Source organism: Streptomyces violaceusniger Tu 4113 (assembly GCF_000147815.2).
In the GTDB taxonomy this organism is placed as follows: domain Bacteria; phylum Actinomycetota; class Actinomycetes; order Streptomycetales; family Streptomycetaceae; genus Streptomyces; species Streptomyces violaceusniger_A.
This window is the reverse complement of record NC_015957.1, coordinates 4,929,842-4,944,379: the sequence shown is the minus strand read 5'-3', so window position 1 is coordinate 4,944,379 and position 14,538 is coordinate 4,929,842. Positions and strand designations below refer to the sequence as shown.

At 69.5% G+C, this 14,538-nt stretch carries 19 protein-coding genes and 1 pseudogene; 7 read left to right on the top strand and 13 right to left on the bottom strand.

The annotated features are described in order from the left end of the window. The first annotated feature begins 66 nt into the window (after positions 1–66). On the top strand, positions 67–588 hold the full coding sequence (locus tag STRVI_RS20405) for a MarR family winged helix-turn-helix transcriptional regulator (RefSeq protein ID WP_251982676.1): 522 nt from the start codon (positions 67–69) through the stop codon (positions 586–588). A gap of 149 nt (positions 589–737) precedes the next feature. Here the strand turns inward: STRVI_RS20405 and tcuA are convergent, their stop codons facing one another. The 8 genes from tcuA to STRVI_RS20365 all read right to left on the bottom strand — a co-directional run bounded on the left by tcuA (position 738) and on the right by STRVI_RS20365 (position 9,253). Beyond that, positions 738–2,234: an FAD-dependent tricarballylate dehydrogenase TcuA gene (gene tcuA, locus STRVI_RS20400; protein ID WP_014057569.1), complete on the bottom strand. Its 1,497-nt coding sequence runs from the start codon at positions 2,232–2,234 to the stop codon at positions 738–740. Positions 2,235–2,317: 83 nt separating this feature from the next. Continuing rightward, complete coding sequence (locus STRVI_RS20395) at positions 2,318–3,253, bottom strand: pyruvate carboxyltransferase (RefSeq protein ID WP_014057568.1); 936 nt, start codon at positions 3,251–3,253, stop codon at positions 2,318–2,320. Between the two features lie 9 nt (positions 3,254–3,262). Continuing rightward, positions 3,263–4,906, bottom strand: a complete 1,644-nt coding sequence (locus STRVI_RS20390; protein WP_014057567.1) for an AMP-binding protein — start codon at positions 4,904–4,906, stop codon at positions 3,263–3,265. Then, on the bottom strand, positions 4,903–5,931 hold the full coding sequence (locus STRVI_RS20385; protein WP_014057566.1) for an LLM class flavin-dependent oxidoreductase: 1,029 nt from the start codon (positions 5,929–5,931) through the stop codon (positions 4,903–4,905). The genes STRVI_RS20390 and STRVI_RS20385 overlap by 4 nt, the downstream gene beginning before the upstream one ends. Positions 5,932–6,075: 144 nt before the next feature. Then, positions 6,076–7,068, bottom strand: coding sequence for an Ldh family oxidoreductase (locus STRVI_RS20380; RefSeq protein ID WP_014057565.1), 993 nt, complete (start codon positions 7,066–7,068; stop codon positions 6,076–6,078). A gap of 308 nt (positions 7,069–7,376) precedes the next feature. Continuing rightward, positions 7,377–7,775, bottom strand: a complete 399-nt coding sequence (locus STRVI_RS20375; RefSeq protein ID WP_014057564.1) for a hypothetical protein — start codon at positions 7,773–7,775, stop codon at positions 7,377–7,379. Positions 7,776–7,789: 14 nt separating this feature from the next. Next, on the bottom strand, positions 7,790–8,638 hold the full coding sequence (locus STRVI_RS20370) for an alpha/beta fold hydrolase (RefSeq protein WP_014057563.1): 849 nt from the start codon (positions 8,636–8,638) through the stop codon (positions 7,790–7,792). A gap of 99 nt (positions 8,639–8,737) precedes the next feature. Next, the gene (locus tag STRVI_RS20365) at positions 8,738–9,253 is read right to left on the bottom strand and encodes a winged helix-turn-helix transcriptional regulator (RefSeq protein ID WP_014057562.1); all 516 of its coding nucleotides are present in this window, start codon (positions 9,251–9,253) and stop codon (positions 8,738–8,740) included. Positions 9,254–9,551: 298 nt separating this feature from the next. On the opposite strand from STRVI_RS20365, the gene STRVI_RS20360 reads away from it, so the two are divergent. Further along, positions 9,552–9,989, top strand: coding sequence for a hypothetical protein (locus tag STRVI_RS20360; RefSeq protein WP_043236194.1), 438 nt, complete (start codon positions 9,552–9,554; stop codon positions 9,987–9,989). 26 nt (positions 9,990–10,015) lie between these two features. After that, a complete protein-coding gene (locus tag STRVI_RS20355) occupies positions 10,016–10,354 on the top strand; it encodes a SpoIIE family protein phosphatase (protein ID WP_043236191.1) in 339 nt (112 codons plus the stop codon). Here STRVI_RS20355 and STRVI_RS53510 read toward each other — a convergent pair. The 3 genes and pseudogenes from STRVI_RS53510 to STRVI_RS55580 form a co-directional block, all read right to left on the bottom strand. Next, a pseudogene (locus STRVI_RS53510) lies at positions 10,348–10,581 on the bottom strand (hypothetical protein); the annotation flags it as partial. The gene STRVI_RS20355 and the pseudogene STRVI_RS53510 sit on opposite strands and share 7 nt — an antisense overlap. Before the next feature lie 55 nt (positions 10,582–10,636). Further along, positions 10,637–10,816 carry a hypothetical protein gene (locus STRVI_RS53505; RefSeq protein WP_208949150.1) on the bottom strand — a complete coding sequence of 60 codons (180 nt, stop codon included), beginning with the start codon at positions 10,814–10,816 and terminating at the stop codon, positions 10,637–10,639. 68 nt (positions 10,817–10,884) lie between these two features. Further along, on the bottom strand, positions 10,885–11,013 hold the full coding sequence (locus tag STRVI_RS55580; protein WP_286012056.1) for a hypothetical protein: 129 nt from the start codon (positions 11,011–11,013) through the stop codon (positions 10,885–10,887). Between the two features lie 159 nt (positions 11,014–11,172). Between STRVI_RS55580 and STRVI_RS20345 the strand changes: the two genes are divergently transcribed. From STRVI_RS20345 to STRVI_RS46395, 4 genes are all read left to right on the top strand, one after another. After that, positions 11,173–11,580 carry a hypothetical protein gene (locus STRVI_RS20345; protein ID WP_014057561.1) on the top strand — a complete coding sequence of 136 codons (408 nt, stop codon included), beginning with the start codon at positions 11,173–11,175 and terminating at the stop codon, positions 11,578–11,580. Then, complete coding sequence (locus STRVI_RS20340; protein WP_014057560.1) at positions 11,577–11,948, top strand: DUF6247 family protein; 372 nt, start codon at positions 11,577–11,579, stop codon at positions 11,946–11,948. Before STRVI_RS20345 ends, STRVI_RS20340 begins: the two co-directional genes overlap by 4 nt. Before the next feature lie 78 nt (positions 11,949–12,026). Beyond that, complete coding sequence (locus STRVI_RS20335) at positions 12,027–12,242, top strand: hypothetical protein (protein WP_353477041.1); 216 nt, start codon at positions 12,027–12,029, stop codon at positions 12,240–12,242. Between the two features lie 251 nt (positions 12,243–12,493). Then, positions 12,494–12,778, top strand: a complete 285-nt coding sequence (locus STRVI_RS46395) for an ROK family protein (protein WP_123060285.1) — start codon at positions 12,494–12,496, stop codon at positions 12,776–12,778. Between the two features lie 169 nt (positions 12,779–12,947). On the opposite strand, the gene STRVI_RS20325 is transcribed toward STRVI_RS46395, so the two are convergent. Together STRVI_RS20325 and STRVI_RS20320 are read right to left on the bottom strand one after the other, a co-directional pair. Continuing rightward, on the bottom strand, positions 12,948–13,397 hold the full coding sequence (locus STRVI_RS20325) for a hypothetical protein (protein WP_014057558.1): 450 nt from the start codon (positions 13,395–13,397) through the stop codon (positions 12,948–12,950). Positions 13,398–13,452: 55 nt separating this feature from the next. Next, a complete protein-coding gene (locus tag STRVI_RS20320; protein ID WP_014057557.1) occupies positions 13,453–14,409 on the bottom strand; it encodes an FAD:protein FMN transferase in 957 nt (318 codons plus the stop codon). Positions 14,410–14,538 lie beyond the last annotated feature (129 nt).

Below are 14,538 nucleotides of genomic sequence, written 5' to 3'. Positions count from 1 at the left end.
TAGAAGCATGCTTACATTATTGCAAGCTTGCTGATGTTCTGGTCCAGCAGGCCGTATGCTGCACGGGTGACACGCGCTCTGCCCTACATCAATCCGTTCGACGACGGTCGCTCGTCGAACGAGGCCACCGCCGGCATGGACGAGGCTTCCTCGATGATCGATGCCGTTTTCCGGTTCGAGCGGGCGGTCACCAGGATCGGGAACACGCGACTGCGTCCGTGGAAGATGACGCTGTCCAGCTATACTGCCCTGCGCATCCTGGCCAATCAGCCTCATCTCAGCCTCGCCCAGCTCTCACGCCGCTGCTACGCGCGGCCGCAGACCATGACGCGGATGGTCACGCAACTGGTGAACCGCGGCTTCGTGGCCCGCGACGCACATCCCGAGAGTGAACGGGCGCTCTCGCTCCAGGTCACCGAGGCGGGCCTGGCCGCCTTGGACGAAATGAGCGACGAGGTCCTCAAGATCAGCGAAACACTGAACGCCACGCTGGGACAGGAGGACATCATCGCCACTGATGGCCGCCTGCGGCAGGCCGCGCTCGTGGTGGAGAACGAACTCCGGGACATGGGCCGCCCCGAGGAGTAGACACGCGAATGACCGCTGACGAAGTCAACGGTTGATTCCACCTGGCTGCCTGCCCACCCGAGGTGCGGGCGGGCAGGCAGCCAGGCGATGGTGCGCCGGATCGACGAGCTCTACCGCGGCCCGTCCCTGTCCGGCCTGCTCCGCGCTCCTCAGGCCGGGTGAGGAGCAGGTTTCGCTTCCTGCGCGGCGGTGGCTCCGGCCGCGCAGCCGAACACCGCGGCGCGCATGAGGGCGGCACCACCGGGATAATCGCCGTAGAACAGGCCGCCCACAGCCTCGCCGGCCGCGTACAGACCGGGCACCGGCGTCCCGTCCGCACTGAGCGCCCGCCCGTCCGGGTCGATCCGGACCCCGCCGAAGGTGAAGGTGAGCCCCGCGACGGCGTGGTAGGCGACGAACGGTGGCTGGTCGAGGGGCGAGGCCCAACCCGACTTGGGCGGTGTGATGCCGGTCGTGCCGCGACCTTCGGTCGCGCCGTCACCCGACGGGCAGGCGTTGTTAAACGTCTCGAACGTGTGCGCCAGCCGGTCGGCGGGCACCCCGATCCGCTCGGCGAGCTCCGGGACACTGTGCGCGACGATGGGCTCGGCTGCGCCGGCGAACTCGTCGGCCACCCGGGCCGCGGTGCGCTGGTCGAAGATCTCGAAGGCCTCGCATCCCGGCTGGCGCATGATGGCCTTGCCCATCTTCGAGTAGTTCTTGACCCATGGGCCGGGGCCCTCGTCGACGAACCGCTCGCCGTCGCGGTTGATGAGTACGCCGAGCCAGAAGCCGTGCAGCGGGAAGGGCGGTGAGGCCTCACTGCGCTGCGGCGAGGGCATGGTCGGGTCGACCGCGGCCGCATGGCAGCTCGCCCAGGCCCCGGCAGTCTCCGCCCCGGCGCGAAGTGCGGCCTGGATCCCGTCGCCCGTGGCCAGGCGGGTACCGCGCAGGCGCACCGTCTCCCACTGCGGCCCCAGGCACTCGCGGCGAAGTTCCCGGCTGGCCTGGAAGCCGCCGGTGGCGACCACCACCGCGTCGGCGGGCACGGTCTCGCCGCCGTCGCCGACCACGGCACCGGTGACCTGGCCGTCGCTGCGCACCACCTCCAATAGTGGTGCGGACCAGCGGATATCCACGCCGATCCGCTCGGCGTGCGCCAGCAGGGGCCGGATCACCTCGAACCCGCGTGACATTCCCTCGCCGGTGCACGTCAGGATCTGGCCGGGTGGAACGTGCAGGACGCCGTCGCGGACCGCGGCCCCCACGGTTCGGTTGAACGTGAAGCGGACGCCCTTCGCGGCCAACCAGCGGACCGTGTCCAACGACCGCTCGGCGAGCCGATCGACCAGCCGCGGCTCGGCTTGGCCGCCGCTCATCGCCGACAACTCGGCCGCGTAGGCCTGGCGGGTGTAGGGGGGCGCCTCGATCCGGTCGGCTTTCATGCCCGGCTCGAAGTCCTCCGTGATCGACGTCAGATCGTCCGGCCCGTCATAGCAGAACAGGAACAGCCCGCCGGAAAAGGCGGCGTTCCCGCCGACGTCCTCGCGGCTGCCCTTTTCCAGCAGCACCACGCGGGCGCCGGCCTCGCGCGCGGAGATCGCCGCCGAGAGCCCGGTCAGCCCGGCGCCGGCAACGACGATCGTGGGCGCAGGGGTTTCCGTCACTGGTCCTCCTTGAGCAATGGTGCTGAACCGGCAGGTGTGGGTCGGGGTGGCTGAAGTGCATGACGAAAGACGCTCATGGGGTGTCACCAGGTGAAGGAGAGGGGTGTGCCGGGCTGGGCGGTGCTCAGTATGGGGCCGGTGTGCCGGACGAATCCCTCGCCGGGCACGCCGACCTCGCCGGTGAGCCAGTTCGCCGTCTCGATCAGGCGGGGCAGGTCGATACCGGTGTCGACCCCGGACCGTTCGAGCAGTTGCACGGCGTCCTCGGTGCACAGACCGCCCCCCTGGATGCCGGGCATCGCCGGGTGGCCGCCGCTGCCGGCAAGGGAGGTGTCGATGTCGTGGATGCCGAGTTCGAGAAGTGGGAGCAGGGCGGCGAGGCCCATGCCGCGGTCGTCGTGGACCTGCACCGTCAGGTTCCCCGGCGGCACGTGCGCGAGCGCGGCGGTGACTAGTTCGCACATCTGGGGCGGCGCCGCGTAGCCGGAGGAATCCGCGAGAATCCAGCGGTCCACCCCGATGTCGAGGAGCCCTCGGGCCAGCGGTTCGAGATCCGCGCCGGTCCGCGGGGGACCGGTCGGCCCACCCCAGGCGAAGATGACGTAGGTGCCGAGCACGATGTTCCGGTCCGCCGCGTAGGCGGCCATGCGCTCCAGTTCGCGCATCGAGTCCTGCGTGGACCGTCCGATGTTGGCGCGGGCGAACTCCTCGTCGGCGGACAGCAGGAAGTGCGCCGTGTCGGCCCCCGCGTCGACCGCGCGGGCGAGCCCGCGCAGATTGGCGACGCAGCAGCCGAGGCTGAGTCCGGGCACTCGCGGCACGCGGGCGAACACCTCCGCGGCATCGGCGAGGCCTGGTACGAGATCGGGCCTGACGAAGGAGGACAGTTCGAACGCGCGGACACCGGCGTCGATGAGCCGCCGCACGAGTTCGATCTTGACATCGGTCGGGACCGCATGGTCCTGGAAGGTCAACCGGGGGGCGATCTCCCGGATGCGTACGGCGTCGGGTAGGGACATGGCGTTTCCTCAGGCGTGGCGGGTGGGCTTGAGCCCGGCGGCGAGCGCGTCCCAGGCATCGGCGCTCCCCCGGTCACGCAACTGGTGTTTGCGCACCTTGCCGTTGGGTGTGACGGGAAGCCGGTCCACGAAGCGGTAGTAGCGGGGGACCATGAAGTGCGGCATCGACCGGTCGCAGTGAGCGAACAGGCCCGTGTGGTCCGGCTCGTGGCCGGGTTCGAGCTGCACGACGGCGAGGACCTCGTCCTCGCCCAGCTCCGACGGCGTGCCGACGGCGGCAGCGGCCACGATGCCGGGGTAGGCCAGCAGGACCGACTCGACCTCGTGGGAGGAGATGTTCTCGCCGCGGCGACGCAGGGCGTCCTTCTTGCGGTCGATGAAGTAGAAGTAGCCGTCTTCGTCGGTGTAGCCCAGGTCGCCGGTGTGCCACCAGAGATCCTTCATGGTCGCGAGCGTCGCTTCGGGATCGCGGTGGTAGCCGGAGAACATGATGTTCGCAAGGCGGGGCCGGTACACGATCTCCCCGGCCTGGCCCGGCGCGGCACGGTTCCCGAACTCGTCGTGGATCTCCAGGAGGGACGATTCGGTGGGCAGGCCCAGCGAGCCGACCTTCCGGGCGCCAAGGGGGTTGTAGAGAACGTTCTTGATCTCGGTGAGCCCGTAGCCCTCGACGACGTGTACGCCGAAGCGCTCCTCGAAGGGGTGGAGCACTTGGGGCGGGGCGGGTGCGGCGAACACCTTCGTCGCCCGGTGGTCGCGATCGCGGTCGGACGGGGGCTGCGCCAGGAGCATCGGCAGAACAGAGCCGAGAGCGTTGAACTGGGTGACCCGGTGGGTGCGCAGTTCGTCCCAGAACCTGCTGGCGCTGAACCGGCGCCCGAGGACCACGGTGGCCCCCGCGTAGAAGGCGTGCATGGATATGTTGATCTGCGCGGCACCGTGGAACAGCGGTAGACATGTGTAGAGCCGCTCATCGGCGGTCGTGGCCATCTGCACCGCGCACTCGCGCGCGGCGACCAGCTGCATCAGGTGCGGGTACACCACGCCCTTGCTCCGCCCGGTCGTTCCGGACGTGAGCATGGTCGCGACCGGGTCCTTAGGCGCGACGCCGGGGAGGTCCGCCACCGGATCGCCGACTGCGAGCAGGTCGTTCCAGGTCTGTACCGTCACCGCAGGCGGGATGCGGTGGGGCCGGTCGCCGTCCATCAGCACGACAGTCTTGAGTGTCGGTGGTATTTCGGGCAGGTCGGCGACGAGTTCCAGCAGGGCCGCGTCGGTGACCAGCACGCGCACACCGGTGCTGCGGATCGCGTGGTCGAGGAAGGAGCCCTTGTAGGCGGTGTTGATCGGGACCTCGATGAGGCCGGCACGGGCCGCTCCGAGCCAGGCGAGCAGGTATTCGGGCCGGTTGGGCAGGAGGATCCCCACCGAGCTGCCCGGGGCGGCACCTACCGAGAGGAGACCGCGCGCCACGTCTGTGACCGCCGCGTCGAGTGCGCCGTAGGCCAGTTCGCTGTCCTCGAAGACCAGCGCGGGCTTGTCCGGATGTTCTTCGGCGCGGGCGGCGATGAGGCCGCCGACCGTGCCGTCGGCGAGATCGGAGAAGCTCTCCAGGCCCGGGGCGCCATTGCCCCGGGCGATGGTGGGCGTCATGCCAGCTCCTTCTTCGCCCGGGCCAGGAAACCCTCCAACGACGGGTCCCACGCCGCTTCCGCGCCAGTCGTCACGAGAAACGTGTCGACTCCGAGGTCCCGGTACCGGCCGAGGGTGTCCAGGATGCGCTCCTCCGTGCCGACCAGCGCCTGGGAGTTGGCGAAGCCGCCCAGGAGCTTGGTCAGCCCGGTCCAGAAGCAGTCGTCGTGCAACTCGTGGTCGGTGAGCGCGAGCGCCCGTTGCCGCCCGACGGAGGTGTCGGTCGACGACGAGCGCAGGAAGGTCGACGTTCCGGCGGCCTCGGCGATCTGCCGCTCCACGGCACGGGCCTGGGCCCAGGCGTCTTCGTCGGTGTCACCGATGAACAGGCGCAGGCTCAGCGAGAACCGCATCGGGCGGTCATAGCTCTGGGCCGCCGCGGTGACCTGGTCGATGCGTTCCTTCGTGCCGGCGAACGGTTCCCCCCAGAGCATGTACAGGTCGGCGTGGCGGGCGCCGAAGTCGACGGCGTCGGCGCTCTCGCCCCCCATGAAGATCGGCACCTGGCCCTGCACCGGCTTGGTCTGCAGCTTCACCGCCTCGGCCGTGTAGTACTCGCCGTGGTGGTCGAAGGGCTCGGTTTCGGTCCAGGCGCGGCGCACGAGGTCGAGGTACTCGACCGCCCGCCGGTACCGTCCGGCCTTGGGCAGGTCGTCCGACTCACGTCGCAGATCCTTGTCGGAGCCGCCGACGACCACGTTGACGGCGAGCCTCCCGCGGGCCAGCACGTCGAGGGTGGCGAAGTAGCGCGCGGCGGCCACCGGCGCCATAACCCCGGGGCGGTGCGCGACGATGGGCGAGAACTTCTCCGACGCCGCAAGCGCGAACGGTGCGGTGGCGTGGTTGTGCGGCCAGGTGGAGGAGTATCCGACGAGGACCCGGTCAATGGCCTTCGAGCGGTCCAGTTCCTTGATCCTGGAGATCATTCGGTCGGGATCGGTCTCGCCAGCCTGAAGGGGCTGCAGCCCCGTGAAGAATTCGATCATGGCTTCCTCAGCTTTCTGCGTGGAATCCGTTACGGGAGCGGGGCGGGCGGGCGAGCCAGGCCTCGTGCCGGGCGAAATGGTGCGGCCGGCGTGTCCGCAGTTCGGCCCGGGCGGTGGCCAACTCCGAGCCGGCGAGCGCCGTCCTCAGACACCTGCGGCCTCCCGGCGCAAGGCCGTGACCACCGCTTCGGGCACGTCGATGGTGCCGCGCCGGAGCGTCTCGTCCCGGCAGTCCACCGAGCGGTCGAACGGCACCCGGACCGGGCTGCCGCCCTGGACGGGACGAGTGGCGCGGACCGATTCGGCGAAGGCCGCGACCCGTCGGCGGTAGTCGCCAGCGTCGGTGAGCGCACCGGGATCGAACAGCACGATGAAGAAGCCGCAATCCGAAACACCGGACGGATCAGCAGCGGCGCCTGACATCATGCCGAGCAACTGGACGACCAGAGCGAGCCCCGAGCCCTTGTGGCCGCCCCACACGCCGAACGCGCCCTCGAGCGCGGCGGCCGGGTCGAGCGTCGGGGCTCCGGCCGCGTCGTAGGCATGGCCGGAAGCCAGCTTCTCCCCGAGCCGCGCCTTCAGCTTCGCCTCCCCGTACATCACGGTGGAGGTGCCGATGTCCCAGATGACGGGAGCCGGGGTGGCCGGGAAACCGAACGCGATCGGGTTGGTGCCGAACCGGCCCTCGGTGCCGCCGTGCGGGGCCACCACCGCCGGCCCGCTGCCCGCGACCATCCCGGCGAGGCCGACTGCCGCGGCCTTTTCGAGGTAGTACGAGAACATCCCGGTGTACCAGGTGTTACGTGCGCCGACGACAGCGACTCCCTGGGCGTGGGCCTTCGCCACGGCAAGCTCCAGTGCGTGCATGCCGACGAGGTAGCCCACCTGGTCGCCGCCGTCCACGGTGGCGGACACCGGCGTCTGGGCCACGATCCGGATCGGCTGCGGCGGCCTCTCGGTTGTGCGTCGTCGCTCCGCTATGGACAGCGCGCGGGCGAGCCCGCCGAAGGACAGCCCGCGTAGTTCGCAGTCGAGCAGGTGGTCGGCGATGGTCTCGACGTCGGTGGCGGAATAACCGCATGTGGTCAGCGCGGCCGCGACGAGTGCGCGGGCGTCGGGAAGGGACAGAGTCGTCATTGACCGACCTTCGCGGTGAGGGAACCTGAAATTCGCCCGTCCGTAAGCATGCTTACACAATATAAGCGAGCGAAGTCGAATACAAGCATGCTGGTAGTGCTGGCTCGGGTGGGTTCGCGCCTGCGCCGGGGCGGGCACCCCGAAGCAGCCCTCGCCCCGCCGCCCCCTGTGGCGGGCGTCGTGGTCCCTGCGGGGGATCGTCGGCCGATCCCCGCAGTGAGGCGAGACCGGACAGTGCTCGTCCTGTCCGGTCTCGCCATCCTCGGTTCCGGGGCCCGGGGCACTCGCCGGCAGACCCCGGAGCGAGGTCACATCACGGCGTCGGTCTCAAGCGGTCCCGCGGTGACGCGGAGTGTCCGGATGCGGACCGGCTCTTCCTGGTCGAGGTAGAAGATGTGCATGAACGGAGCCCGCACCACCTGGTCCGGATCGCTCTTCTTGGCCATCGTCGCCTCGCCGCGCAGCAGGCGGACGCCGTCGCCCGCGGACCAGAACTCCAGGACCTCATGGGTGATGATCAGCGGCTCGTCGATCTTGACGAAGAACGCCTTGATGGCATCGACGCCGTGAAGGTGTGCGGTGCCGAAGAACATGTCGGTGTCCTCGGTCAGCGGCGCGAAGCCCTCGCCGAACTCCAGGGTGTCGATGGCATCCATGAACTTCAGGACCCAGCCGGGCACGGCCGTCGCCCGTGCGTTGTCTTCCATGTGTGGACTCCCGATCAGACCGTGGCGGGCAGAGCGGCAAGGAAGGCGTCGATCTCGGCGTTGACACCCTCGGGGTTCTCGCGGGCGGCGAGGTGGGCGGTGTGCTGGAGCACACGGAAAGTGCTGCCCTCGATGGCGTCCGCCATCTTCCGCACCACGTGCACAGGGAACTGGCTGTCCTCCTCGCCGGCGATGATCAGGACAGGCACGTTCCCGATGGTGTTCAGGCGGCGGTGCTCGTCCTTGCGGCCTATGAGGATGCTGCGCAGCGCCCACGCCACCGACTTCGGGTCGTCGCGCAGCACGAACTCGGTGAACTCGGTGAACTCGGGGTTGGTGGCCTCGGCGGTGGGGCCGGCGAAGGCGGCGCGGGCGGCCTTGGCAGCCAGCGGCGGCATCTTCGAGTGCAGCGAGAGGAACGTGGACAGTGCGGTGGCCCAGATGCTCTCGACGGTCGTGGGCAGGGAGGCGGTGCAGTTGATGCCGATCGCCGCCGCGGTCCGCTGCGGGTAGTGGGCCGGGAAGACCCCGGCGAGCATGCCGCCCCAGCTGTTGCCCACCAGAATGCACTTGTCGATGCCGAGCGCGTCGAGGATCTCGACGAGCACGTCGGAGCAGTCCTTGAGATCGATGATCTTGCGCAGCGCGTCGGACTTGCCGTGTCCGGGGCTGTCGATGAGCACAACGCGGTGGGTCGGGGCGAAGTGCTCGTACTGGTACTGCCACATGGTGCCGTCCATCATCAGGCTCGGCCAGCACACCATGGCGGGGCCGTCGGAACGGCCGCCGACACGCACGTTGATCAGACCCAGTGAGGTGGGGATCAGCTTCTCGGTAACCCCTTCGAGCCAGTTCGTCGTCATGATCGGTCCTCCATGACCAAGGAAACGTTCAGTTGCTAGTAGCGTAACGCTACTAGTTCCAAAACGCTACTAGGCCTGCCCGCCTTCAGATCGAGGTGATCAGTGGGAGCTCGAACCGTGACCGCCCGGCGCCGCGGAAGCGGACCCCTCGCGCTGACCGGCACCGCCTTCCTCGGTGGACGTCGGCCGCAGGGTCGAAGCCTCGACCGGCTGATGGCAGCTGCTGCACGCGAGGTACGGACTGGTCGGGTTGCCGCACGTCGTGTGCATCAGCGGGTGGTGCGTGACGTCGGTATCGGTCGCATAGGTTTCGGCCCACCGCGTGATGGCCGCGATGGCGGGGACGACAAGCTCGCGGGCGCTGTCGGTGAGCTGGTACTCGTACCACGGCTTGTCGGAGCGGTAGGCGCGCTTGGTGAGCAGGCCCAACTCCGTCAGGCCGTTGAGGCGCGCGGTGAGGATGTTCGCCGAGATACCCAGAGCCCGCTTGATCTCGCCGAAGCGGCCAACACCGAAGAACACCTCCCGCAGGATCTGGTAGTTCCAGCGCTCGGAGATCGCGGCCAGGAACTCCTGCCCATGCTGGAAGGTGACGTGACTCCCCTGGTCAGACACTGCTTCTCCTCCCCGGTGATCCCGGTGGTAGTTTTAAGTCAAAAGTAGTCCCGCAATGTTACTAGCCTCGATCTTTTCTGATGGGCCCTTCAGCCTGCCCACCCTCGGCCAGCGACAACGAAACGGGCCCCCGACTCCGTCGACGGCCGGGTGTCGTCTCGGGTGGACGCCGGGTTCCACTGCTCCGAGCTGGATTCTCTTCTCGTGGGGACAGGGGAATCCGCTGGCCGCCCCAGGGGACCGCGAAACGGTGCTGACCGCATGGGAACGGTCTTCGGCTGGGCACGGTTGGTACGGTGTGCTGCTGGGCCTGAGGCACCGCGACGGGCACGAGGTGAAGGTGGCGCTGCGCGTGCGCCCGGTGCTCTGCGAGGTCGGCCGGGCCGGCTGGCTTGTCGACGCCCGCGACGCGCAGGAGGCGGAGCAGGAGAGGGTCGACCGGGCGATCTTGGAAGCGCTGTTCAGCCAGTCCTCGATTTCTGTGACCCTCATGGACGATGAGCTGAGATACCGGAGCGTGAACGCCACGGCGGTGCGCGACAGCGGCGTCCCCGCGGAGCGGCTGATCGGCCGACGCATCGGTGACGACACACCCGATTTCAACCTCACGGCGATCGAGGAACTCCTGTGTCGGGTGCGGGCACCGGTGAGCCAGTGGTCGACTTCCACGTGCGTGGCCGCCTTCCGACGGATCCGGATCATGAGCGTGCGTGGTCCGGGTGCCCCTGCCGGCTGACCGACCCGGCCGGGGCCCTTCTGGGAATGTGCCAGACGTACGTCGACATCACCGACGGCCTCATCGAGGCCCCGGGGCAGGACATCGACATCGGGCTCGACCGGCTGGCCCGTACCGTAGCCGCCCCCGACCGGCCGCTGGAGCAGCTTGGCGATGCCGTGGTGGCCTCCCCGGGGTCGGACCGCCGCCGGGACGACGCGGCTCTGCTCCTTGCCCGCCCCCGGGCTCTGGAAGCGGACCGGGTCGCCCTGTGGGAACTGCCCACCGACCCGGCACTGGTCTCCCAGGCCCGCGCCCTCACCGAACGCCAGGCCCCGCGTCGTGAGGGCGCGATGCGGGCTTTGCCGGGCGCGTGTCAGGCATAGGCGGCGACCGTGTTCAGCAGCGCCGTCCCCACTGCGCCGCCGAACTGCTGCGAGGCGTTGGCAGTTGCGGAAGCCACGCCCTCGTCGGTGGGCTCGATACCGTGGGTTCCGAGCTGAATGGACATCACGATGATGGTTCCCAGGCCGAGGCCGAGCACGATGAGCGCGGGCAGCACGTGAGCGGCATACTCACTGCCGGTGTCGAGCAAGACGAGCAGCACCATGCCGCCGCCGTCATTCGACGCCTCGGCCTTGATCCGGTCGAGGGCGTCATTGCAGCCGTCAGGGGTACCGCTGGAACCCGCCACGCGGGAGACCCGCACCTCGTCGATGTTCCGTGCCGACGACGATCTCGGCGATGGCCTCGGTGAAGCGTTCCTGGTAGTCAAGCGAGGTCGGAATCGTCGCGTTCGGGGTGACCTCGACGTCGGTGATGATGTCGTCGTCGAGGGTGACTGTCACATCGATGCTGGAGGGCTGGCCGCCGTACCAGCCCGTCGCACGGTAAGTGCCGTCGGTGAAGCCGGAGTTCAGGTCGGACGACGAAGCGGGCGATGAGGACGGGCGCGCCGCGGGCTCGCTCCCTTCCACTCGTCGGCGGCGGAGGCGGAGACGCCGAGCATGGCGGCGGTCGCGACCTTCTTGTTCAGGGCGGACATGGTTCTCTGTTCTCCTTGGGCCCTTTCCGGGCCAGGCGTCGACCGCGTCCTACTCCCGCACCCCGGATCAGCAAGGCGGCCCGGAGCGTTGATTACTAGACCCTGAAAGTCTAGTCTTGCCGAGGTGGATCACCGTTACCGGCGCCCGATGGAGGAGATGTGAGAGCCGCCGACAGCACGGCGCGCCCTGGCCGCCTGGTCTGGATGGACACGGGCCTGTGGAAGGGGCAGGTGAAGAAGCGTGCCGAGGACGACGGCCTGGCCCGCGCTCGCTCACGGATCCTCGAGGCGCTCCTGACGGCATACGCCGAGGGGTCGCTCGACGCACCCGTTCCGGCCGGCAGCACATTCGGCACGGCGGAGCGTGGCGGATGCCGCGCCTACCTCGACGAAAACGTGTGTGAGAGAGCAGAGACCAGGTGGAAGAGGCAGGAGCGGGACCGCCGAGGAGGCGACCCTGGGTTCGGGCTGCTGTGTGAGGTACTGCTGCGGGAGTACGCCGAGGGGCGTATCGAGCTGCGGATCACCGCAGCTCCCTCCGGAGGCACAGGGAGCGTGGCGGCATGAGCGAAACAGCGGCGGACGGGCACAGGCCCCTGATCCCGCAACCCAAGACCACGGCGGAGGACCTGCGCGCGGCTCTGGTGCAGATTGCGCCGAACCAGGTGGCCGCGTTCGACGCCGAGCGGACGGCTGCGGTCGAGGCGGCCCGCAGTCAGGTCGACGCGGCGCCCATGCGCCGGTTCCTACGGCGGTGGGCGCTCACAGTGGCAATCGAGCGTGTGCCTGCCCGCGCCGTGCGCCTGAGCGAGCTGGAGGCCACCGCAGGGCAGGTGGAGGAGCTGGCCGAGGGGCGTGCCATCGCCGCCGAGGTTGCAGCCATCCATACGGAGGCGGCGGCTGAAGCCTGCATCGACGGGCGGAGCGCCGGGTGACCGAGGACGCCGGGCAGCGGTGGCGGTGGGAGTACGAACCCGACTACGAGCATGTCGCGAAGGGGGTTACCCGAGCGCGTGGTTGCGGAAGTGGAGCGGCTCGCCGGGCAGCTCGTGGACCTGGCCGAGATGGGCATCGATGTCACGGCCATCGGAGACGGCCCGAGGCCAGGAGTCACAGGCGGCGTGCGGCGCCTCCCGGTCCTGGAAGACGGGTTCATGCTGGTCCTGCCACTCCCCCGCTTGCGCCTCGTCGCCGTTACGTACATCTGCCCCCCGTTCGCCGACCTGTAGCCCCGTGCACCGCAACCCCGTTCCCGCTCCGGGAGCGGGGCTCTGCTGTGTCCATCCGGGTGTGAGTCCCTATGTGAGACTGCGCGGCACCGACTACGGTGACCAGCTCTGCACCGGCTGCGGCAACTCCGGCTGCCTGCGGGCGGTCGTCAACGGCACCGCCATCGCCGCCCAGCTCGCCGAGGAGGGCCTTCCCGTAAGGGAGAAGAACGACGTCATCCGCCTCGCCAGCAGGGCGAACCCCCCGAGCCCTGCGCGCGGTGCGCGAGGCAGGCAGACGCCTCGGCGAGGTGCTGGCCATCATGGTCTGCTTCCACAACCCCGAACTCATCGTGATCGGTGGAGCCTTCGCCGCCCTCCAGGACGATCTGCTGGCCGGCATCCGCAGCGTCGTCCACGAACGCGCCCGGGCCCAGGCCACCCACCGCATCCGCATCGAGACCACCACCCTCAATGCGGACCTCGGCCTGCTCGGCGGCGGCCACCACGCCGTCGAACACGCCCTCTCCCCGGCAGGGCTCGCGACCTGGCTCTGATCTCCCCGTTCGTCGGCGGCGCGTTCGGCAGTACCGGCCGTGCACGCCACCGTCGCGGCCCTCGCCGCACACGAGACCGAGCGCCCGGTCATCTCGCTCTCGAGGTGAAGGTGGCGCTGCGCGTGCGCCCGGTGCCCGGTGCTCGGTGCCCGGTTGGACGTGCGCTGTGTCAGTCCGACGCCTCGTCCTTGATCCGCTCGATCGCGGCGTTGAACCCATCGGGTGTACCGCTCGACCCGGCGACGCGATCGAGGTTCACCTCGTCGATCCGCTTGCCGACGACGAGTTTCGGAACCGCGTCGGCGAAACGCTCCTGGTAATCACGCGACGTCGCGTTCGTCGCGTGGGGAGTGACCGTGACCGCGGTGATCGCACCGTCGTCGAGGGTGACGGACACTCCGATGCTCGACGGCTGGCCTCCGTACTGACCATCCGCTTTGTAGCGACCGTCCTCATAACGGGCGCTCCCCACGGAGGAAGATCTGGCGCTGTCGGTGGCGGAGGGCGACCGGGAGCCACCTTTGGGCGTCGTATCCGTCGAGGAGCAGCCGACGACGGCCGCGGAGACGGAGATTCCCACCATCGTCGCGGTCGCGATCTTCCTGTTCAGGGCCGGCATGTCTGTTCTCCTGCTGGTGCTGGTGCTGGTGCGGTCGGGCGCACACCCGCCGCGTTCAGACGGACGGCGCCTCAGGCGAAGAGCTCGCCATCGAAGTTCCTCGAATCTCGGCGCGGCCGTCGGCGAACATCCGCACGTAGGCGAATCGGAACACCTCCGCGAGCCGATGCGCGTCGGTGAAGAAGAGCGCCGTCGCCAGTCCGTCGGCCACGGCCGCCCGGTCCGCGACGACCCATGTGGCGATCACGTCGCGAGTCGGGACACCCGTCCTGGGGTCCACCACGTGATGCAGGCCCTCGCCCCAGGCCCGCCGGGTGACCGCCGACGCGCACAGGGCCCGGTCGCAGAGGTCCGTGACGCCGATCACGAGGCCCGGATCCAGCGGGTGCTCCAGCCCGACTCGGATGCCAGTGCCGCCCGCGTGCCGCAGGTCGCCGCTCCCGTCCACGACGAAGCGGTTCACCCCGTCGGTCCGGAGGATCTCCGAGACGATGTCGACGAGGTGGCCCTTACCGGCCGCGCCGACGTCGATCACGAGCGGGCGGCGGGTGATGAGCGTCCGCCCGCGCCGTACGATGTCCGTCGCCCACCTCGGTCCGCCCTGGGCGTGATGCGCGGCCCGCACATCGTCGGGTGCCGGCGTGAGTGAGTACCCGGCGTCGTAGCCGAGAAGCTCCAGGTACCGTCCGACTAGTGGATCCACGGCCCCGTCGGTGGCCGTGAAGAGACGGTCGTAGAGGCCGAAGAGGCGGACCGCGTCCTCGGGGAAGGTGAACCGGCCCCCGTCCGGCGCCGCCGCGATCCGGGACACCAGCGAGTCGGATCGAAAGCGCGAGTACGTGGCGTCGAATCGCTCGATCCGCTCCTCGATACGGCGGCGAAGCCCGCCGCCCAGCGGCTCGCCGGTGTCGATCCGCCAGCGGGCGCCGATGGCGTCGAACGCGAACGTGGCCCCGCCGCTCCCCGCACGACCGTCGGCCGTCGGCGCCCCGACCGTGTCAGTGCGCGGCATGCTCGGTCTCCCGGACCCCCGGCTTCGTGTGACTCATGGTTGTCGCTCCGTGCGTTCTTCAAGTGCCCGTGAGGGGCCTCCGGCGCATTCCGACCGAGACCCAGCTGCCGGCCTGCCGACTTCTTGCGG